Below are 20,779 nucleotides of genomic sequence, written 5' to 3' on the forward strand. Positions count from 1 at the left end.
GACGACAGCGACCCCGTGCTTCGACGGCGCATCGATGACGTCAGGCAGTTGATCACCGTCCTTAGAGGTCGCTTCTTATGGCGTGATCGTTCGTTGAGCCGTGGATGACGGATGTGGTTGAGCGGTTGGTGCCGGAGGAGTTGTGGGTGCTGTTCCGGCGGGTGGTGCCACCCACTGAGGTGATACGCCCGCAGGGCGGCGGCCGAAGCCGGGCGGGGTGACCGTGAGGCCCTGGCCGCGATCATCTTCGTGGCGACGTCGGGCTGCACCTGGCGGCAGTTGCCGCCGGTGTTTGGGCCGGCCTGGCAGGCGGTCTACCGACGATTCGCCCAGTGGAGCCGGGACCGGGTCTGGGCCCGGCTCTACCGTGTGATCCTCGACGAACTCGGTGCCCGGGGTGCGCTGGACTGGTCGCGGTGTGCGATCGACTCCGTCAGCCTGCGGGCGGCAAAAGGGGGCTCACTGGGCAGGTGCCAGGACAGCAAGCCAACGGAACAGAGCACACACATCCCCGCTCAGCGGCCATGTGTCAGACGAGTCCTCATGGGCGCGCAACCCCGTGCCCGTGCGGGATCGCCGCGGGGCCGGCGCCGGGTGAGGATCTCAACAGAACCCGGGACAGGCCCAGGCCCTGACGACAGGTCCGGCACCGGCCTCACATGCCCAAGATCATCCACCGCCCCTTATGGCGCATCCGGCTGGATGACCTCAACGGGCTACTGCTTGGCGGCCTCGATGACCCTCGCGGCGATCTGGGCGGCCTCCCGACTAGTGTCGGCGCCGCTCAAGACGGATACGGCCACGGCCAAGGGGCGGCCGCCGGGGGCCTGGGTGTGTGCCATGGCCCAGGTGACCGACGCTGAGGGCACCCACGCGTTGACCGAACTGCCGACCGCTTGCCGCAACTGGTCGGCGGTGTGCTGGGAGACCGCACGTCGGCTGGGCGTGGGAGTTTTGGGATCGGTCACCACGCGAGGAGAGGCCCAGTTCCCGTCGTTGCCGATCGCGCCCATCACGATCGCCATCTGCAGGGGGGTGGCTGTGGTGTCGAAGAGGCCGTTCGCCGTGAGCGCGAGCTGCGCGGCGTTGCCCGGTTTCCGGGGCCACTTGCTTTCGAAAGCTCGCGCAGGCGTGTCCATCTGCTCCGTGTTGAAACCGAAACTCTCTGCCGTGGCCGCCAGCGTCTCCGCCCCCAGGTCGGTGGCCAGGCGGGCGAAGACGTTCTGGCAGGCATACCGCAGGGCCGCGCGCAGACTCGCGTCGGTGCAGTGTGCGGGGTCCCCCGAGAACTGCACCGAGCTGTCCGGGACGGTGTGGACGGCCGGGCTGCGCGTGGGCGCGTCCACCGACGCGACCAGCCCTTTCTCCAGGGCCGCGGCCGCCACGATGATGTGGGCGGCGGAGCCTGGATTGTGGAGGTCGCGCAGAGCCCGGTTGACCAGGGGCTTGCCCGCGTCCGCGTTGAGCTGCTTCCACGCCTTGTCGTCGGAGGTGACGTATCCGCTGAAGGAGTTGGGGTCGTAGCTGGGAGTGCTGACCAGCGCAACGATTTCGCCCGTCCGCGCGTCGAGGGCGACCGCCGCACCGGTACGGCCGCGCAGCGCGTCGAAGGCGGTCCGCTGCACCACCGGATCGATGGTGGTCGCGACGTCCTTACCCGCGTCGAGGTCCTCCCGCAGAATGCTCTCAAGCTGGGTGTTTCCGAACGCCAGGGAGCGGTAGCCGGTGACGGGCGCATACAATTCCCCGTCCGTGTAGGTCCGCCGGAACGGGAACCTTGGGTGCCCGGAGGGAACCGTACCGGTCACAGGACGGCCGCCCACCAGGATGTCACCGGGCGCCCCCGCGGGCTTCGGCACGGGCGGTTTCGCCTCAGCCGTCCCCGCCGCGCCGGACGGCTTCACCCTGTGCGCGTCGGGCTGCTCCGAGGAGCATCCCGAAAGACCGGCCGACGCCAGGGTGAGCAGCGTGACAAGGACAGCGACGCGGGGGCGTGACGGTACGGGCATGAGGCCATCCTAGAAACAAGATCGCGTCCTCTGCACCGCAGTTCGTTGCCTTGGTGGGGCCCGCTCACCCTCGCTTCGGGGCGCCGGCGGTCGGCCCGGCGTTGGCGGTAAGGGGCGCACGGGCCGTGCGGTTGCTCCTTCTCGTCGTCCTCGGGTTCGGATTCACGGGACCCGGGCGAACGCGGGAGAGTCGGTCGAGCCGGGTGACCTTCAGCGTGCCGCGTTCGCGCAGCAGCTGCATGACGAGGTCAAGCCCAGGGTGGGGCGCCTTCGCGCCACTCTCGGTGTCCAGGGGGGTGTTGTTGCGGTCCACGCCGGCCCGTAGCAGGGCGTCGATCTGATGATCGGGGTTCTGGTCGGCGGTCGAGACCCGTACGTAGCCGATCAATATGTGTCGGAATCCATCGGCCGGACCGTTGGCCCACGTTGATTGTCGACGCGAGTTGCCGACAATGCCCACCTGCGGGTTCGTGATCACGGTGCCGGTGTCGGCAGACGATCGTTTTTCGACATCTCTCGGAATCGCCATGGTGGAGTGTTGCTCTGCGCGGGCCGCGGCGGTGACGGCGCGGGCGCCGGAGGCGCGGACATGGTCCCTGACACGGGCGGGGTCGTTGCGGACCGGGATGCGGGAGAGGGGGGGGCGAAAACGGGGAGGAGGGAGGGACGGAGGCGGCCGGGGACGGACTGCCGACGGCCGTAGCGGTGGGGCCGGTGAGTAAGACAGCGCCGACGGCAAGAGCGAGCGGGTTAACCATCCAGTCAAGGGACTGCTTCCTGAGCGGAATGATGACGCAGCGACAAGAGTCGTAACGGCGCGTCAATTCGGCGAGGAGGCGGGCGATGCAGCGACCTGTATATCGTCCACATAAAATAAATGGATTCAAATGGCTATAAAATCGATGAGGATAGGTACCGCCGCAGCGACGCTGATGCTGCTCCTGTCCGGAGGGAGGGGCAGCGCGTTAGCGGCTTCTGACACGGATCCGTCCCGGCCTCTGCCCAGCGGTGCGGAGTTGGCCGTCCGGCCCGGCGAACGGGTCAGCGTCACGACCGAGGCCCGGGTTTCCGGAGACCGTTCAGCGGCGTGCGGGTGAGCTCTCCAGCCTTCGCTGCCGACGGCAGGTTGCGGATGGACGACGACCTCCTCGTGGCGGTGGCGACGGTCTCCTGCGCCGCCGTACCGGGTGACTACGAGGTGCGGTTCGGCTCGCCACTCGGCAATGAGAATGCTTCCAAGATCGACCAGCTGTGGGGCAGCTTCCAAGGGCGCCCGCCGATGCAGCGGAGCGGGCGGCCCGTTCGGGTGGTCGGCGCTCGGCGCCTCCCTGACCCGGGCCATCAAGTGGGATGCGATCGAGAAGCAGTTCGATCAGATGGTCAAGAGGTCGTGGAGAACTGGAACAGCGCGAACACTGGCCTGCACTGCGGCAAGGACCGCGCCCTGAGCGGCCCGGACAAGGAACACGCCGAGACCTCGATGCTCGCGCTGCACCTGCCCAGTCCGCCCTGGTGCACGTCCACACCCTGCTGTTGCAGCAGGCCCTCGCCGAACCGGCCTGGGCGAAGAAGCTGTCCGACGAGGACCGGCGAGGACTGACTGCGCTGTTGTGGTCGAACATCAACCCACACGGCACCTTCCGCCTCGACACGGCAAAGCGGCTCGACCTGCTGCCTGCCCTGGTGCCCGGGCCGCGCCGGGCGGCGGATGACGGCGTTCAAGCAGCAGGCTCGGTATCCGGCCGCTGAACCGGAGCAACACCACCGCCCGCGTCGTGACCACCCGCCACCTTCCATGGACGTGATCCAGGCGGGAGCATGTCGGTGGACGGGGGTGGCAGACCATGGGGCGTAGGCGGGGTGCGTGGGCCGGGTCGGCGGTAGCGGGAGCAGCCGCAGCGGTGGCGGCTGTGCTGGGGCCGGTGACCAACTACGCCAGCGCGGCGGTGCCTGGCTGGGCGGCGCAGGCATGGGTGATCTGGCCGGTGTTCGCCGTGCTGGTGGCGGTCAGTATCGGGCTGTTGCTGTGGGGCCGACATCTGGACACCGCAGCAAGGCCCCCGGCGCGGCTGGCACCGGTGAGCCGACTGGCCCGGGACCAGCAGGCTTCGTTACGCCCCCCGCATGTTCAGCGCGTACGGGGGCGTGAGGGCGAACTCGCCGTGCTGACAGGCATGCTTCGGCGGCCACAAGGCCGGTTCGCGGTGCTGTGCGCGGTCGGCGGGATGGGCAAGACAACGGTGGCCGCGCAACTGGCCACCCAGGCCGAGGCGGCGGGCTGGCGAGTGTTTTGGGTGCGCTGGCGTGACGGTGCCGAGCTGGCGCAGCAAATGGTGCAGGTGGCGCTGGCCTGCGGCCTTCCGGAGGCAGAGCTGGAGGCCGCGCGAGCGGGGCGGGCGAGCCATCCGGATGTGGTCTGGCGACAGTTGGGCCGGGTGCGGAAGTGGCTGCTGGTCGTGGACAACGCCGACGAGCCGCACGAGATCGGCCCGGCAGGGGAGCCGGTGGCCGACTATCGCGGCTGGATCCGTCCTTACGGCCGGGGCCTGCTGGTGGTGACCAGCCGGGATGGCAGCGAGCAGAGCTGGGGTCCGTGTGCACAGCTGCTGCCACTGGAGCCGCTGGCGGTGCGGCCTGCGGGGCAGGCCCTGCTGGACGCTGCTCCCGCAGCCGGCACCGCCGAGCAGGCCCGGGAGCTGGCGGCGCGACTGGGCGGGCTGCCACTGGCGTTGCACGCGGCCGGCACCTATCTGGCCGGACCCACCAGCCGCTACCGCACCTTCGCCGCCTACCGCCAGGCCCTGGAACAGGAACTGCGGTCCCTGTTGGGAGCGGCGCACCCGAATGCCTCCCGTCCGCAGGTCGCCCGCGCCGTGGTGCGGCACACCTGGGAGGTTTCCTTGGATCAGCTCGCCGGGGAGGGCAACGCTCTGGCCCGCCCCGTGTTGCGACTGCTGGCCCTGCTGGCTCAGGCCCCCGTCCCACTGTCCCTGATCACCCCGGAGCTGCTGTCCGTCGTCACCGGACACGACGTCACCCCGGTGGCACTGGAAGCCGCGTTCGCCGGCCTGCACCGCTACGGTCTCCTCGGCCTGCCCCACTCTCCCGGCAGCACCGGCCCGGCGTCGGGCAGCGGTGAGGGGGCACAGGCGGTGCTGCATCCCCTGATCCGAGAGATCAACGCTGTCGCCCTCGCGGCCGAGACCTCCGATCTCGCCGTGTGGCACCAGGCTCTTGCCGAGCGGCTGACCACGGCCGTGCACGAGACCATCCAGCGCGGGCGCGCCGGTTGGCCTGCAGCCGTGCTCCTCGCCCCCCACCTGCCGCTGCTGCTCGACTATGCGGACCCGCGCACTGCCACACACCACCGCACCACTCTCAACGACCTGGCGCAGGTGCTGCAGAAGGCCGGCGCTTTCGGTGCGGCGCGCCTGCTGCACGAACGGGTCCTCGACGTCGAGACCCGCATGCTGGGCCCCGAGCACCCCGATACCTTGACCAGCCGCAACGACCTGGGCAATGCCTTGTTCGGAATGGGAGAGCCGGCCGAGGCAATACGCCTGCTCCGGCAGACCCTGGAGGACCGCACCCGAATCCTGGGCCCCGAGCACCCCGACACCTTGACCAGCCGCAATGACCTCGCATGCGCTTTGGACGGGACGGGTGAACATGCCGAGGCGGTAGGTCTGCTGCGGCAGACCCTCAACGACCGTACCCGTGTCCTGGGCCCCGAACATCCGCATACCCTGGCCAGCCGGGACAGCCTCGGTCTCGCGCTGGACGGGATGGGCGAGCACGCACAAGCAGTGCGCATGCACCGCAGCACCTTGGACGACCGCATCCGTGTCCTGGGCCCCGAGCACCACCTCACCCTGCTCAGCGGCCACAACCTCGCCAGCGCCCTGACCAGGGCGGGTCAGCAGACGGAAGCGATACAGCTGCTGCGGCAGGCGTTCAACGACCACGCCCGCATTCTGGGCGACGAGCATCCGCACACGCTGGCCGGCCGGGACAGCCTCGGTCTCGCGCTGCACGCGACGGGCGAGCACGCACAAGCAATACGCCTGCTCCGGCAGACCCTGGAGGACCGCACCCGAATCCTGAGCCCCGAGCACCCGGATACCCTTGCCAGTCGCCACAACCTCGCCCTCGCTTTGACCAGTGCAGGTGAGCAGGCCGAGGCGATAGACCTGCTGCGCCGAACCCTCGATGACCGGGCTCGCATCCTGGGCGACGAGCACACGCATACCTTGAGCACCCGCAACGCGCTGGAGACAGCGCTGGCCATGTCCACCCAACGGCCACAGAGCCGGTGGTGGCACTGGCTGCGGCCCAGGAACGTCGCATCCGGTGGCGGTTGAGGAGGCCCTGCATCCCCGAGCCGCCGCCAAGCGACAAGTAGCACTCTTGTTGTTCACCGTCCACGTCGGGCCTGCGCCGATCACCACCGGCAGCCCGTACATGGAACTGCCCGAGGAGATCACCGCCGAGATCCTCATGGCCGAGCTCGGCGGGCAGATCGCCAACTGCGCGGAAGGCTGGCACACCTGGGCCAACGAGCCGACACAGGAGGCATGGGACACCGTCCGGCCCTGGGCCGAACGGCAGGTTCGCCGCCTGTTCCCGGACCTGACCTGGCGCATCGAGCCGGACCGACGGTTCCTGCCGCCCAGCAGCTCAACCCGTGACGCCAGGCCACAACTGCCCCACCTCGGGGTGGCAGGTTCCCCCGAAACGCCGGATCCGGCCGACTGGTGCTCAGCCCTCGTGCCGTCGTCAGGAGCGGGCGAGGCGGGCCGCGAGATAGGGCGCGGTGGCGCTGCGGCGGGCCCTCGCCACCTTGGCCGGCGGGCCCGCCGCGACAACCCGCCCGCCCGCGTCGCCGCCACCCGGCCCCAGGTCGATGACCCAGTCGGCGGTGGCGATCGTATCCAGGTCGTGCTCGACGAGGACTACGGTGTTGCCGGCGTCGACGAGCCGGTGCAGCTGTGTCAGCAGCAGCGCGATGTCCGAGGGGTGCAGCCCCGCCGTCGGCTCGTCGAGCAGGTAGAGCGCGTGCCCGCGGCGGGCTCGCTGCAGTTCGGTGGCCAGCTTGATGCGTTGCGCCTCGCCACCGCTGAGTTCCGTCGCGGGCTGGCCCAGCCGCAGGTATCCCAGTCCCACCTCGCGCAGCGTCTCCAGACTGCGGGAGGCGGCCGGGACGGCGGACAGGAACTCGGCGGCGTCGTCGACGGACAGCGCCAGCACTTCCGCGATGTTCTTGCCGCGATAGGCGACTTCCAGTGTTTCGGCGTTGTACCGGGCGCCCTGGCAGGTCGGGCACGGCGCGTAGGTGCCGGGCAGGAACAGCAGTTCCACCGCGACGAATCCCTCGCCCTGGCAGGTCTCGCACCGCCCTTCCGGCACATTGAAGGAGAACCGCCCGGCCGAGTAGCCGCGCGCCCTGGCCTCGTCCGTCGTCGCGAACAGCTTGCGCACCGCATCGAACATTCCCGTGTACGTGGCCAGGTTGGACCGGGGAGTCCGGCCGATGGGCCGTTGGTCGACCCGGACCAGCCGGTCGAACGACTCGACCCCCGAGGCGTCCTGGACGTCGACCTCCAGCTGCGCCTCGTCCGCCTCCTCGGGTACGAGCCCGAGGTGGCCGCGGACGACCTCGGCGAGCACCTGCGTCACCAGCGTCGACTTTCCGGAACCGGACACGCCCGTCACCGCCGTCAGTACGCGAAGCGGTACGTCGACGGACACGTCGTGCAGATTGTGGCGGGAGACACCGCGCAGGTGCAGCCAGCCGTGCGGCGTGCGCGGCCGGTGATCGAGCGGCCGGGCGCGCCCGAACAGGTACTGGCTCGTGGCCGACTCCCCGACCCGCTCAAGACCGGCGACCGGGCCGCTGTACAGCACGCGCCCGCCGCCCTCGCCCGCACCGGGGCCGATGTCGACCACCCAGTCCGCCCGCCGTACGACGTCCATGTCGTGCTCCACGACGAACAACGAGTTGCCCGCCGCCTTGAGTCGGTCCAGCACGTCCAGCAGCGGCTCCGCGTCAGCCGGGTGCAGGCCCGCGGAGGGTTCGTCGAGGACGTAGACGACGCCGAACAGCCCCGAGCGCAGCTGGGTGGCGATCCGCAGGCGTTGCGCCTCGCCGGGCGACAGGGTCGTCGAACGGCGCCCGAGGCTGAGATAACCGAGGCCCAGGTCAAGCAGTACCTCGACCCGCGCGACCAGATCGCCGCAGATCCGGACCGCGACCTCGGTCGTCTCCCCGGATCGGGCGGTCGACGTGGTGGCGTCGGCCTCGGACCGCCCCGCGACGGGCCGCAGCAGCGCCACGACCCCGGTGAGCGGCATCGCGTTGATCTCGGCGATGGAACGTCCGGCGAAGGTCACGGCGAGCGCCTCCGGCCGCAGTCCGCTGCCGTGACACCCGGGGCAGGGCACACTCCTGACGAACCGGAGCGCCCGTTCGCGCATCTTCTCGCTCTTGGAGTCGGCGAGGACGTGCATGACGTGCTTGCGGGCGCTCCAGAACTTGCCCTGGTAGCCGTAGTCGACCCGGTCCTCCTCCGGCTCGATGTACACGGAGGGCTGCTCGTCCGTGTACAGCAGCCAGTCCCGGTGCTTCTTCCTGAGCCTGCGCCACGGTCGGTCGATGTCGATCCCCAGGCCGCTGACGACACTGCGCAGGTTGGCGCCCTGCCAGGCACCGGGCCAGGCGGCGATCGCCCCCTCGCGGATGCTCAGCGAGGGGTCGGGGACGAGCAGGTCCTCGGCGACGTCGTGTACGACGCCTAGTCCGTGGCACTCCGGGCAGGCGCCGGCCGCGGTGTTGGGTGAGAACGACTCGGCTTCCAGCCGTGCGGCCCCGGGCGGATAGGTGCCGGCGCGGGAGTACAGCATGCGCAGCAGGTTGGACAGCGTGGTGAGGGTGCCGACCGTCGAACGCGAGCTGGGCGACCCGCGTCGCTGTTGTAGGGCCACGGCGGGTGGCAGGCCGGTGATTTCCTGCACGTGGGGTGCGCCGACCTGTTGCAACAGTCTTCGGGCGTACGGTGCTACGGACTCGAAGTAGCGCCGCTGGGCTTCCGCGTACAGCGTGCCGAACGCGAGCGAGGACTTGCCCGAACCGGAGACGCCGGTGAAGGCGACCATCGCGTCCCGCGGAACGTCGACATCGATGTTCCGCAGGTTGTTCTCACTGGCGCCCCGGACATGTACGAAAGGGTCTCTCGCGTCCTTGTTCACCGTTCCTGATTACCTGATCGCGCCGGGAACCGCGCGACAGGCGCCGTCGCCGAACCCCGCTCACAGGAGTACCGGAAAGCCCCGGACGAGCGGCTCCCGGGGAACATCCGTTTCGACGCCCTTCGGCGAGAGCGGTGACTCGTCTCCCGGTGGCGCGTTCGTCCCGGCGGCTCGGCCCAGGGCGCGCACATGCGCCCCGGCCCCCCCGCCTTGCCGCGGCGCGCGACCGAGCCGCCCTGCGACACAGGACGGCAACGGCAACAGTCTGCTGTCAGCGCAGCCCTCGCGGTCGGTACCCGCCCGGCCCCACCCGGCTTTCGGTGGATCGCACAGTCGCACGGTGTGACCTGCGGAGATGCCGCTCCTTACCCGCTGGCCTTGAGGGGATACGTCGTCCGGTCACGGACGCCAACCGGCCGTCTGTCCAACCCAGGGGAACCGCCATGACTGATCTGAACACCCTGCGGGCAAGCCTCGCGTCGGGTGAGCACGAAATCGCCGACACCCTGGCCTTCGTCGCCGCGCACTACGAGTATCAGCCGCAGGCGTTTTGCAACGGGGAACTGGAAAATGCCACAGGTGAGAACGAGGGCTATTGCAAGACGCTGGGACTGGCCCTGCTGGAAGGGCTGAGCGACCCCGGGCTGGCGCCTACAGCACCGTTCACCGCTTCCGCCACGCCGACGCGCACCTGGAGGCCTTCCGCACCGGCCGGCAGTGACACGTCGACCAACTGATGCCCCGCACCGCCCCGAATGCCCCGGGAAGCCGCCGTGCGCTGCGCCACCACCCTCGCCGACGCCGTGGCCCAGGCGGTCGCCCGGATCGACCTCCGGGCTGTCCAGGCTTCCGACCACACGGACGACCACCTGCGCGTGAACGCCGCCGCGGGCTGGAACGTCCTCGATCCAGCCACCGGCCGCGCGATGGCCTGGGCCCGCGCGACGTCGGCGACCCTACCCCCGGCAGCCGGCCGAACACGAAGGACTCGTCCCCGTGAACAGCAGCCGCAGCGCCGGCGCCGAGACGGCCGAGATCATTGCGGCGGCGCCGATCCTCGGGCCCTCCACGGTGACGGGCAAGCCGATCTCCAGAGTCGACCCACTCCGGGCGGTCGATCGACGGGCAGGCGGAGGCCGCGGACGTACTGGCGCGGCTCCCGGTGACGCTGGTCGTCGTGGCGCCCGCCGACCCCAGGCGGACGGCTGCGACCCGGTGCCGGAGATGACCACGGACCGGCTGCGGGGGGTCCGGCGACCACCGCGACCGCAGATCTCGGGGCCACCACTCCACTTGCATCATGTCCAGCGGGCCTGGCGCTGCCGCGCACGGCAATCGGCCTGCCCGTGATCCGGGGGGCTTCGGGAGCGAACCGACGCTGTGCGCGCAACGCCGGGGCCGAGGGCGAGGCCGACGATTTCAACCGTCGCAGCGGACCAGACGCTCCGCGCGGATACGAGGTGGAGCGTCCGGGTCCGGCCAAGGCGCCCCATGACCGAGACGGTCCGAAAGGCCATGGGGCCGTGGCCGGGAACAGCCGGTGCGGTCGGCGCTGTTTAATCGACGGACGGACCGGCCTGGGAGTGCGGCAGTAAGGCGTTCGCCCCACCACGCTCCAGGCTCCAGGGTCGCTGTACACCCGCCGCACACTCGGACCAACCGACAGGTGCTTCTGCAGGAGGAATGTTCATGACTGACCGGCCCTTGACGCTCATGGCTGTGCACGCGCACCCCGACGACGAGGCCACGGGAACCGGAGGGGTTCTCGCGCGGTACGCGGCGGAGGGCGTCCGCACGGTTCTCGTGACGTGTACCGATGGAGGTTGCGGTGACGGACCGGGGGGTGTCAAGCCTGGCGATCCCGGGCACGATCCGGCGGCGGTTGCCTTGATGCGCCGTCAAGAGCTCCTGGCGAGCTGTGATGTCCTCGAGGTCAGCGATCTGGAGCTGTTGGACTATGCCGACTCCGGGATGATGGGCTGGTCGAGCAACGATGCCCCCGGATCCTTCTGGCGGACTCCCGTAGAGGAGGGCGCCGCCCGACTTGCGGAACTCATGCGGCACTACCGGCCCGACGTGGTGGTCACTTACGACGAGAACGGCTTCTACGGCCACCCCGACCACATTCAGGCCCACCGCATCACGATGGCGGCGCTGGAGATGACCGCGCTGACACCCAAGGTGTACTGGACGACGATGCCCCGCTCCAGGATGCAGCGGTTCATGGAGATCATGAGAGATTTCCACGAGGACATGCCGGAGCCGGATCCGGCCGAGGCCGCGGCGATGGCCGAGATCGGCCTTCCCGACGATGAGATCACCACGTGGGTGGACACCACCGCGTTCAGCGGTCAGAAGTTCGATGCGCTGGCCGCACACGCCAGCCAGGGCGAGAACATCTTCTTCCTCAAGATGGGCAAGGAGAAGTTCGGCAAGCTGATGGGCATGGAGACCTTCGTACGGGTCAAGGATGCCACCGGCGCAGCCGTACCCGAGAACGATCTTTTCGCCGGACTGCGCTGACCCGTCCCTCCCTGCACGGCAGGACCCTGCGCGACGACGACGGCAACCGCTACCGCTTCGACGATGTCCGCATGAATGGACGCGCCACCATACACATCCACACCGGCACCGGCCGCGACACCCGCACCGACCTGTTCCAATACCGCCGCGACTGCATCCGGGACAACCACGCCGACACCACCACGCTGCGCGATGGCCGCGGCCGCATGGTCGACACCGAGTCCTGGGGCCGTCGCCACCACTGACCGGTGTCAGGTGCGGGCGGTCGCCTGGACGGCTGGCGACCGCCCGCACCACACCCTGAAGAAGGCGCGTCGGCAGGCCCGAGTGAGTGAGCAGGGCAGTGCCGGGGCTGCGGGTCCGGAGGCTTCCGGTGCCGACAGAGAGCCAGGGCAACAGCCCGCCGAGTCGGGCCTCGGCCGTGACGGCTCGAAGCAGGCGACGAGAGGCTGAGGCCCGGGAGCCGGGCGCGGGTCTCGACGACGTCGGTCAGGACCTCGCATGCACAGACTCGGCGAGGGCCAGGACGGGGAGGGGTGGGGACAGCCCCCGTATCCCCCCGGGCGTCAGCCGGATGGGCAACTGGTGCGGCGCCCCGGCACGCTGGGCAGGAACGGCACAGGCAACAGAAGCAGGAGCAATCGGTGAACGCACGTGCGGGGGGCGCAGCACTGTGGGCGGGGATTTGTACGTTGGTCGTATCAGGGGTCTTCCCGGCGGCCGCGGCGGAGCAGGCGCCGGCCTTGCCGCCCGCCGGCCTCAAGGAGGCCATCGAGCAGACGGTCGCGGACGGATTCCCGGGTGCCGTGGCATACGCCAGGAACGGAGAACGGGAGTCACGGATGGCGGCCGGGCTCGCGGACACGGCGAGTGGCGAGCGGGCCCGGCCGGACCATCGGTTCCGGATCGCCAGTAACACCAAGTCGTTTGTGTCGACGGTGCTTTTGCAGCTGGAGGGCGAAGGGCGGATCTCGCTCGACGACAGCGTGGAGAAATGGCTGCCCGGCATGGTCCAGGGAAACGGCAACACTGGCAAGGCCATCACCATCCGGCAACTGCTCAACCACACCTCCGGCATCTACGACCCCACCACCGAACCGGAGTTCTTCGCCCCCTACCTGGAGCGCCACGAATGGGGCCACGTTTACACCCCTCGGGAGGTGATCGCCCGTGCCGTCCGGCACCAGCCGCTCTTCGCGCCCGGCGGCGGCTGGTCGTACTCCAACACCAACTACCTCCTCGCCGGTCTGGTGATCGAGGCGGTAACACGTCACAGTGCGCCCTCCGAAATTCATCGGCGGATTCTCGCCCCGCTCGGCCTGAAGGACACCTCCTTCCCGTTGACCGATCCGGCCATTCACGGCCCCCATCTTCACGGCTACGACCTCACGGGACGCGACGTGACCCGATTCAGCCCGTCTTACGACTGGACTGCCGGCGCCATGATTTCCACGGTTAACGACCTGGCCCACTTCCACCGCGCCCTGTTCACCGGCCGGCTGCTGCGCCCCGCCCAGCAGCGCGAACTCCTGACAACGGTGCAGTTCCCCAAGGCGCCGGCGTACGGACTCGGCGTGCAGCGCATGGATGTGCCATGCGGCTCGGAGCAGGACACCAAGCCGATCAGTGTCTGGGAGACCGACGGCGGCGGGCCGGGCTTCACCAGCGTGTCCCTCACCACCGCCGACAATGAGCGACAGCTGGTCCTGGCCGTCAATGTCTACGACCTCGGCGAGGACCTCAAGGGCGAACCGCCCGTCCCCCGCAGCAAGGGACTGCTGAAGGCGCAGATGACAGCCCTGTGCGGCTGAGGCGGCGTCACGGCCGCCGCCGCCCTGGTTCCTGCTGCGGTGGTGCGTGAGGTGTGTGCCGTGTCCGCCCGGGGGTTGAGCCCGTCGTGGGGCGGTGCGCGATGGAGTGCCGCCAGAGCTCCGCCGTCCCCGGGTCGACCGGCCGCCGGTGGTGGAGTCGCGCGACCGCACGGCCGTCGGCCCCCGGGTCTTCCGGACCCGCCATCGGCGTGCGGACCGATCGGGGGGAGTCCCTTGCCTTCTGCACCTGCCCGCATACGCCGGCCCTACTCCGTCTGGGGGCGCCGCCTGATCTCCTTCGCCACGGGTGGCGCCCTCGCGCTTACGGGGTGGTCGCTCCGCCCGCGCCCGCGCTCGCCGCGACCGGCCCGCTCGCCTATGTGGCCAACATCGGTGGCAACACCGTCTCGGTGTTCGACACGGCGACCAACGCGGTGACCGCGACCGTCCCTGTCGGGAGCAGCCCCCTCACGGTGGCGCTGACCGGTCGGGCGGCCCTCGTCGTTGCTCACGCAGGCGCAGGCCAACGGGCTCCGTAGAGCGCCGTAGGCAAAGGGGTGTGCCGGGGTTTTGGGAACGGTGAAGGTCTGGGCCGCGCACGACGGGTGCCGGTTTGGACGCGGGCGGTTTGACCGGTGGCCGTGGTGACTGACCGGTGCCGTGTTCGTTGAACGCATCATCCTGACACGTGGCTCCGTACGCCACGTTGTCCATACGAAGGGGGAGGCACCTGTGAGGGGTTCAACGGCAGGGCGTGTGACACGGGGTTGGGCGCGGCGGGCGCGGTGGGCAGGTGTTGCGTTGACGGCGGCATGCCTGGCCCTGCCGGTGACGTCCGCGCAGGCGGTCTCCGGTGGTAGCAGCGTGATGAGCGCCTCCCAGTTTCCCTACATGGTGTCCGTGCAGGGGCCAGTCGTGATGTGTGAAGGGGCGCTGGTCGACCTCAAGCACGTCGTCACTACCGCCACCTGCGTGAGCGCCCTCGCACCCTCCGACGTCAACGTCCGCGTCGGCTCCAACAAGTACTACGATGGCGGACTTTCAGAGGCCGTGACGGTGATCACCGTGCATCCGGCGTTCGACAAGAGCACCTACGACAGCAACATCGCCGTGCTCACGCTGGCCCGCACCCTGCCCGCCGGCACGTCGATCAAGCCGATCCCCCTTGCCGAGAACGATCCCCCGGGCGGGAGCCTCGGCGTCGTCACCAGCTTCGGCGCGACGAACACCGAAAACGCCTTGCCCGACCTCTTGCAGCAAGCGCCACTCACCACACTCTCCGCCACCCAATGCCAGAACTTCAAAGGCGGGAGGGTCACCATCCGTATGATGTGCGCCGGCGACCAGACAGGCGTCAAGGACCTCTGTCCGGCAGACCAGGGCACCCCACTCGCCTACCAGGGCCGGCTGGTCGGGATCTACTCCTGGGGCGGCAGCTGCGGGCTGGCAGCCCCAAATTCCAGCAGTCCCGTATTCAACCGCATCAGCACCTTCGCCACCTGGATCAACTCCGTGATGAGCAACGGCTGACCCTGACCCGATGCATCCCCAACCTGGTAGTCGGCGGCCTCGCTTTCTCTTCGGCCAGGCTGAGCCGTCCCGGCCCACCCGGCCTCAGCCCGCCGCTGCTTGATCGTCCCGGCTGACCGCCGGCATGAGTGAGGGCCCGAACCGCTCCGCGATCCGGGCCCTCACGGCGCGTAGGTTCAGTGCTTGAACACGTCCTTGATCTTCTCCTTGGCTTCACGCGCTTCGCCTTTGGTCTGCTCCGCGCGGCCCTCGCCGGCCAGCCGCTCATCGCCCGTCAGGCGGCCAGCACATCCAGGATCTCCGCGATCTCGACGGGGACCGACAGATGGGGCGCCGCACCCTGCCCATGCTCTTCGGCGAGACGCTACACGCCGCTACTTCGCCGTGCTCCTGTTCCTCTTCCCCGCCCTCATCCACACCCTGCTGTACGCGTCGTTACCATTCGGGCCTGCCCGTCCTCGGCTGCGACCTGGCCCTCACTGCCTCATGCTGGACCGTCGCCTACCGGGTTCTTCACCTCTCCGGACGGCACGCAGACCACAAAACCTACATGGGCTACACGTACATCTACTGCCTCGTCCTGGGGAGCGGCATCCTCGTTTTCTGAACCCGCCCCCGCTCCGTGCGACACCGTCAACGCGAAAGCCGAGCACCCCATGGAGGGCTTGCTTCCGATCCCCGCCACCCCAACTCTGCGGCCTTGGTAGGTACTTGATGCGGTCAGTCGAGGATGGGGACGGGCAGGGGCAGGCTGACCGCGAGCCCGTCCCGCCCAACCTCACGTGCGACACCGGCCGCCAAGAGGGCGGCGAGGCACGCAATTACTCCGACGGCGCCTGGAGCCGCGTTTCCCCCGCACCACCGCCATCGCCGGCCTCTACGACGACAGCGCCAAGGAGGTCAAGGGCATCACCGCCGTCTGGCACGCCTCGGCCCCGCTACTACCGCGGCCCCCGACCGCCGCCGACCGCTCGCACCCGCATGTCCTTCTGGCGTTCCCGCCTGAGGCCTTATGTGGCAAAGCCTGCGCTTGGGCTCGGGTGGAGGCCCGCCTTGCGGAGCTGCGCGAACCGTTTGCGACCGAATGCGAGGGCTGGGCGGGCCGCCAGGACTCCTTCCAGGACTTCAGCGCGATTCTGCGTGAATGGGGCGACGTGATGACCGAGGCAGCGACCCGCGGTTGGGGGCTGCTGGTCGGTCTGCCCTAGGCCAGGAGCGCCGTCGTGCACTGTTCGGTGAGGTCTTCGGCGTGCGGTGGTAGGGGAGTGCCTGTGCGCAGGTGGCGGCGGACCACGGTGAGCGGCAGGTCGACGAGTGCCAGGACGATGCGGTCTTGGCCCTGCTCGTTCTGTGCGCCCAGGGCTTCCGCCAGTCGGGCCAGGGCTGCGAACACCCGGCGGTTGCCGGCGTCGGCGCGCCGGCTGAGCTCCTCGGGCCAGTCGGCGCCGCCGAAGTCGGCAGCGCCGTAGAGGAGGAGGACCGCCTCGTCCAGGCCAAGGCCGCGCCCCGCCGCCGCGGTCACGGCGCTTGCGACGCGAGGAACTCGCGCAGGTCCACGACCGCGTACTCCTCCTCCAGGGCCGCGTCGATGATCTTCGGCAGGGCCTCGGCGTCGAGTACCACCCCGTCACCCGTGCTGCTCCCCACATGCATCTGCAGGACGGCCCCGGGCTCCAGCGAGTCCACCGCCCTGCGTACCGCCTCGTTCACGGTCATGCCGCCGGCCGGCCCCAGGTAGCCGTTCGTGTCGTTGGTGAACTCGATCGCCGCGTAACCCAGGTCGTTGACGTCCGCAACCGAATCCTCGGTCGTCGAGCTGTACGGGAACCGGAAGAACGGCAGGGGCTCGGCCGCCGACGCCTTACGGATCGCCGCATCCGCCGCGCGGACCTCCCGCGCCCGCTCCTGCGTACTCAGGTCGTCGAAGTAGGGGTGGCTGTAGGAGTGGTTGCCCAGCCCGTGCCCCGCCTCGGCCATCGCGCGCACGGCCGCCCGACGGGCCTCGGCGTACATCCCCGTGGGGAAGAACGTGGCGGGCGCCCTCCGTCGGCGCAGCTCCGCCAGGACCGTGCCCAGGCCGCTCTCGTCCCACGCGGCGTTGAAGGTGAGAGCCACCACCCTGCGGGACGTGGGTAGCCGCCGGATCTCTCGCCCGAGAAGCCCCGCCGGCGGCCGGGGACCCGCGACGGGACCGGTCCCGCGCCCCCGGGCCGTCGGCGCGGCCAGAGTGTTCGGACCGGGCCCCAGCCCCGCGGCCAGCAGCGCCTCCAACACGGCACGTCGTCCCACCGTCACCTCGGTCGCTCCCTCGGGCACCGCGCCACCCCGCGCGGCGCTCCCACGAGTGTGCGAGAGCAGCGGGTGAGGGTCCCGCGCGGCCGTGCCGGGCAGCCGGGTGATCTCTGCGCGCCGCACCGACGGGGCCCGGTGTAGCCGGTGCGCTGACGTCTGCACCGGCGCGACGAGCGCAAGGCCGTTCGCCGTGCGCCCGCCCGGCCGCCGCGGGCCGGCGATCCCTTCGCCGGACCCGTCGTCAGGGTGCCCGTCTGCGACCCGGCGGTGGTTCACCGTCCTACCAGGTCGTAGCCGAGGGAGTCGACGCTCGCGTATAGGGGGGCGGACAGCCCCCGCTGGAGCGGATGGGCGGTGAACAACGGCCAAAGAAAGGCACGAAAGGGCGGCCGAGAGTCTTGCCCCTGCTGCCCTTTCTGCCGGTCAGAGGCCATCCGGGCGCTCAAGTCCTGAGGGGTTCGCAAGCCTATAGCGCGGGTTCGATTCCCCTCATCCGCTCTTGAACGAAAGCCCTGGTCAGAGGTCAGGGCCTTCGTTGTTGTGCGGGTTGCCCGGTGGCCTTTGTATCCGGGGCGTGTCGGAGGGGGCTCGGGCTGGTATCGAACCGGAGTGTCCGGCGAGTCAGCCGACGGCATGCCGGGTGCCGTCGCCTGACGGCCGGCAGGGATGCGACCTGCGGTTTCTCCGGGTGCGAGGAGGGTGGCCCCATGGCTCCGGGTGTCCGTGCGAGGCGCTGGCCTGTCCGCTAGCTGCCGTATCGTTCGGATTGCGGGGCGGTCGCCCGCACGTCGGGGCCGTGAAGTCGGCCCGTCCGCGCGTCCGTCGTTTGAACAGGAGTGCCTTTGTCGTCGCCCGTCTCCTCCGCGCAGACCGCCCGCGTGCTCCTCGTTGAGGACGATGACCTGATCCGCCGATCGTTCTCCATCGCCCTGGAGCGCTATGGCTACGACGTGCGGGCCGTCTCCGACGGCCTCGCCGGGCTCGAAGCCTTCCGTGAGCACGACTTCGACCTGCTGATCCTTGACGTGATGCTGCCCGGCCTCGACGGGATCGGGCTGTGCCGCCGGGTCCGGGAGACCAGTCTGGTGCCGGTGCTGATGATGTCCGCGCGCGGCGACGGGCTGGACGTGGTCGCCGGACTGGAGGCCGGGGCGGACGACTACATCGTCAAACCGGTCGAGACCTACGTCCTGGTGGCCCGCATGCGTTCGCTGCTGCGTCGTGCCACGTACTCGCCCGTCCCCGCAGAGGGACCGGCTCAGGCCGGCAGCCGGCCGGCCGGGGCGGAGGTGCTGGAGTTCGGGGACCTGAGGATCGACACCGCCGGGATGGAGGTGTTCCTCGCTGGCCGGCCGGTGGCGCTCACCCCGACGGAGCTCAAGCTGCTGCTGGAGTTCGCCGCCCACCCCGGGGTCGTGCTGGAGCGGCACACCCTCCTGCGGGACGTCTGGGAGTACGGCTTGGACGGGGACAGTCGGGTCGTCGACCTGTGCGTGCAGCGGCTGCGCCGGAAGGTGGGCCGGGACCGGGTCGAGACGGTCCGGGGCTTCGGATACAAGTTCCGGCGGTGACCGTGCGTTCCCTCCGCGCGCCGTGGGCGGGCCGCGCCCCGCTGCGCCGGAAGATCGCCGCGCTCGCCGCGGCCACGGCCCTGCTCGTCGTGGCGGCGGTCGGTGTCCTGGTGCACCTGTGGACCGCCCAGGACATTCGCAGCCGGGGCGAGGCACGGGCGATGAACACCCTGTACGCGGCCATGGACGTCTACCGCCGCACCGGCGTCCTCACCGACGGTGCCGAACTCGATCCCGACGACCTGCCCGCCGCACTAGGGGCCCCGGCTGACGGCGAACGGCACCACGTCTACGACGGGCAAGCCGACGGCAACGTCGGGCCGAGCGTCTGGGCGGCCCAGCGCACCGGTGGCCGGGGCAGCCCGGTCCTCGCCGTCCAGATCAACCTGAGCCCGGACCGCGCCAACCTGTCGCGCCTCGACGCGGCCATGGCGCTCGCCTCACTCGTCGCGCTCGCGGGCGCCGTTCCCCTGGCCGTCTACGGCGCGGGCTTCCTGTCCCGGAGACTGGGCCGGGTCGCCGAGACGGCGGCGCGGATCTCCGCCGGGGACCTGGACGCCCGCTCCGGGCCTACGAAGGGCCGTGACGAAGTCGCGGACATCGCCGCGACCGTCGACCGGATGGCCGACAGCCTTGCACTGCGGCTGCGCACCGAGCGCCGGTTCACCGCGGACGTGGCCCACGAGCTGCGCACCCCCGTCGGGGGATTGCTCGCCGCCGTCGACCTCCTTCCTCACGGCGAGACCGAGGACCTGCTGCGGGCCCGGGTGCGTGACCTGCGCGACTTGGTCGAGGACCTCCTGGAGATCTCCCGCCTGGACGCCGGCGCAGAGGAAGCGGTCCGCGTCCGGGTGCCGCTCGGTGCCGTGGTCGCCGAGGCGGTCTCCCGTACCGGTCTCGCCGCCGAGGTCACCGAGGCCGCCGAGGCCGTCGCCGACGGCGGCGCGCGGACGGTGGAGACCGACCCGCGCCGCCTGGAGCGGATCGTGGGCAACCTCGTCGTCAACGCGCACCGCCACGGTGCCGGCCCGGTCCAGGTCACCGTCGACGGACCGACGGTCGTCGTCCGTGACCACGGCCCCGGGTTCCCGGCCGACCTGCTGCTCCACGGCCCGCGCCGCTTCCACACCGGCGCCCGGGAACGCGGCTCGGGTCACGGCCTGGGGCTCACCATCGCCTTCGGCCAGGCACGCGTCCTCGGCGCCGAACTGCTGCTGGCCAACGCCCCGGACGGCGGGGCCGTCGCCACCCTCCGGCTGCCCCCGTGACGGACGCCCGCGGGGTCAGTACGCCGTGGAGCGGGCACTGATGCACGGCAGCCCAGGGCCGATGCCTTGCTCCGTCACTCTTCGACGGACACCGTGTCCTGTACCGGGCCCGGCGCGGGACCCACTGCGAGGAGGCCACCGAGGCCACCGTGAACCCGTCCGTCCACACCACCGCCCTGTCCCGTGGCGTCCTGTGCATCGGCGCTCTCACGCTGACCTGTCCTGCTGCTCGTGCGGTGTCACTGCGAAACCCGCGGCGGGCGAGACGGGACAGCCCGCCGGAGTGCCCGGTGTGATCGGGTTGTTCCTCGGCGGGACGCTCCTGGCCGTCGGCGCGCTTGCCCGCTTCGTCGCCGGCCAGGCCGGACACCGGTAACGGCGGCGCCCCTCCCGGGCCTCCCCGTGGTGTCCGCGCCCCCGACGTGTGGACACCGCGGGGAGGCCCTTGTCCGTGCCCGGCTCGCTACAGCCTTGCCGCACGCCCGAGCGGCCACCGATACACGGCGGTCCAGGCCCCGATACGTTCCCCG

General features: G+C 70.4%; 14 protein-coding genes and 3 pseudogenes. 11 read left to right on the top strand and 6 right to left on the bottom strand.

The window, feature by feature from the left end; translation table 11 throughout:
* Positions 1-104: 104 nt before the first annotated feature.
* A pseudogene (locus OG861_RS31265) lies at positions 105-468 on the top strand (transposase); the annotation flags it as partial.
* 248 nt (positions 469-716) lie between these two features.
* On the opposite strand, the gene OG861_RS31270 reads toward OG861_RS31265, so the two are convergent.
* Together OG861_RS31270 and OG861_RS31275 are read right to left on the bottom strand one after the other, a co-directional pair.
* Positions 717-2,009 (bottom strand): penicillin-binding transpeptidase domain-containing protein, encoded by a 1,293-nt coding sequence (locus tag OG861_RS31270; protein ID WP_443056392.1) that lies wholly within the window; start codon positions 2,007-2,009, stop codon positions 717-719.
* 64 nt (positions 2,010-2,073) lie between these two features.
* Positions 2,074-2,538 (bottom strand): recombinase family protein, encoded by a 465-nt coding sequence (locus tag OG861_RS31275; RefSeq protein ID WP_329191753.1) that lies wholly within the window; start codon positions 2,536-2,538, stop codon positions 2,074-2,076.
* Between the two features lie 983 nt (positions 2,539-3,521).
* Between OG861_RS31275 and OG861_RS31280 the strand changes: the two genes are divergently transcribed.
* A complete protein-coding gene (locus OG861_RS31280; protein WP_329191751.1) occupies positions 3,522-3,758 on the top strand; it encodes a hypothetical protein in 237 nt (78 codons plus the stop codon).
* A gap of 173 nt (positions 3,759-3,931) precedes the next feature.
* Positions 3,932-6,370, top strand: coding sequence for an FxSxx-COOH system tetratricopeptide repeat protein (gene fxsT / locus OG861_RS31285; RefSeq protein ID WP_329191749.1), 2,439 nt, complete (start codon positions 3,932-3,934; stop codon positions 6,368-6,370).
* Positions 6,371-6,785: 415 nt separating this feature from the next.
* Here fxsT and uvrA read toward each other — a convergent pair whose 3' ends face one another.
* A complete protein-coding gene (gene uvrA / locus OG861_RS31290; protein WP_329191747.1) occupies positions 6,786-9,254 on the bottom strand; it encodes an excinuclease ABC subunit UvrA in 2,469 nt (822 codons plus the stop codon).
* Between the two features lie 443 nt (positions 9,255-9,697).
* On the opposite strand from uvrA, the gene OG861_RS31295 reads away from it, so the two are divergent.
* The 6 genes from OG861_RS31295 (at position 9,698) to OG861_RS31320 (ending at position 15,118) form a co-directional block, all read left to right on the top strand.
* Entirely contained in the window at positions 9,698-9,991 is a 294-nt protein-coding gene (locus OG861_RS31295; protein WP_329191745.1) for a HopJ type III effector protein, read from the top strand.
* Between the two features lie 952 nt (positions 9,992-10,943).
* On the top strand, positions 10,944-11,777 hold the full coding sequence (locus OG861_RS31300) for a PIG-L family deacetylase (RefSeq protein WP_329191743.1): 834 nt from the start codon (positions 10,944-10,946) through the stop codon (positions 11,775-11,777).
* 71 nt (positions 11,778-11,848) lie between these two features.
* A complete protein-coding gene (locus OG861_RS31305) occupies positions 11,849-12,022 on the top strand; it encodes a hypothetical protein (protein ID WP_329191741.1) in 174 nt (57 codons plus the stop codon).
* 399 nt (positions 12,023-12,421) lie between these two features.
* Positions 12,422-13,588, top strand: coding sequence for a serine hydrolase domain-containing protein (locus OG861_RS31310; RefSeq protein WP_329191740.1), 1,167 nt, complete (start codon positions 12,422-12,424; stop codon positions 13,586-13,588).
* A 101-nt stretch (positions 13,589-13,689) separates the two neighbouring features.
* Positions 13,690-14,127: a hypothetical protein gene (locus OG861_RS31315; RefSeq protein ID WP_329191738.1), complete on the top strand. Its 438-nt coding sequence runs from the start codon at positions 13,690-13,692 to the stop codon at positions 14,125-14,127.
* 328 nt (positions 14,128-14,455) lie between these two features.
* Complete coding sequence (locus OG861_RS31320; RefSeq protein ID WP_329191736.1) at positions 14,456-15,118, top strand: serine protease; 663 nt, start codon at positions 14,456-14,458, stop codon at positions 15,116-15,118.
* A 176-nt stretch (positions 15,119-15,294) separates the two neighbouring features.
* Here OG861_RS31320 and OG861_RS31325 read toward each other — a convergent pair.
* The 3 genes and pseudogenes from OG861_RS31325 to OG861_RS31335 form a co-directional block, all read right to left on the bottom strand.
* Positions 15,295-15,405: pseudogene (locus OG861_RS31325) on the bottom strand (CsbD family protein); the annotation flags it as partial.
* Between the two features lie 917 nt (positions 15,406-16,322).
* Positions 16,323-16,604: pseudogene (locus OG861_RS31330) on the bottom strand (TetR/AcrR family transcriptional regulator); the annotation flags it as partial.
* Between the two features lie 32 nt (positions 16,605-16,636).
* A complete protein-coding gene (locus OG861_RS31335) occupies positions 16,637-17,434 on the bottom strand; it encodes a polysaccharide deacetylase family protein (RefSeq protein WP_443057519.1) in 798 nt (265 codons plus the stop codon).
* Positions 17,435-18,252: 818 nt separating this feature from the next.
* On the opposite strand from OG861_RS31335, the gene cseB reads away from it, so the two are divergent.
* A complete protein-coding gene (gene cseB, locus OG861_RS31340) occupies positions 18,253-18,981 on the top strand; it encodes a two-component system response regulator CseB (RefSeq protein ID WP_329191734.1) in 729 nt (242 codons plus the stop codon).
* Positions 18,978-20,249 carry a sensor histidine kinase gene (locus OG861_RS31345; RefSeq protein WP_329191732.1) on the top strand — a complete coding sequence of 424 codons (1,272 nt, stop codon included), beginning with the start codon at positions 18,978-18,980 and terminating at the stop codon, positions 20,247-20,249. Before cseB ends, OG861_RS31345 begins: the two co-directional genes overlap by 4 nt.
* The last annotated feature ends 530 nt before the right edge of the window (positions 20,250-20,779 follow it).

The organism is Streptomyces sp. NBC_00539, assembly GCF_036346105.1.
Taxonomy (GTDB): Bacteria; Actinomycetota; Actinomycetes; order Streptomycetales; family Streptomycetaceae; genus Streptomyces.

Coding starts and splice junctions, on each gene's coding strand:
- OG861_RS31270 (WP_443056392.1), bottom strand. CDS start 2,009: ATGCCCGTACCGTCACGCCCCCGCGTCGCTGTCCTTGTCACGCTGCTC.
- OG861_RS31275 (WP_329191753.1), bottom strand. CDS start 2,538: ATGGCGATTCCGAGAGATGTCGAAAAACGATCGTCTGCCGACACCGGC.
- OG861_RS31295 (WP_329191745.1), top strand. CDS start 9,698: ATGACTGATCTGAACACCCTGCGGGCAAGCCTCGCGTCGGGTGAGCAC.
- OG861_RS31300 (WP_329191743.1), top strand. CDS start 10,944: ATGACTGACCGGCCCTTGACGCTCATGGCTGTGCACGCGCACCCCGAC.
- OG861_RS31305 (WP_329191741.1), top strand. CDS start 11,849: ATGAATGGACGCGCCACCATACACATCCACACCGGCACCGGCCGCGAC.
- OG861_RS31315 (WP_329191738.1), top strand. CDS start 13,690: ATGGAGTGCCGCCAGAGCTCCGCCGTCCCCGGGTCGACCGGCCGCCGG.
- OG861_RS31320 (WP_329191736.1), top strand. CDS start 14,456: ATGAGCGCCTCCCAGTTTCCCTACATGGTGTCCGTGCAGGGGCCAGTC.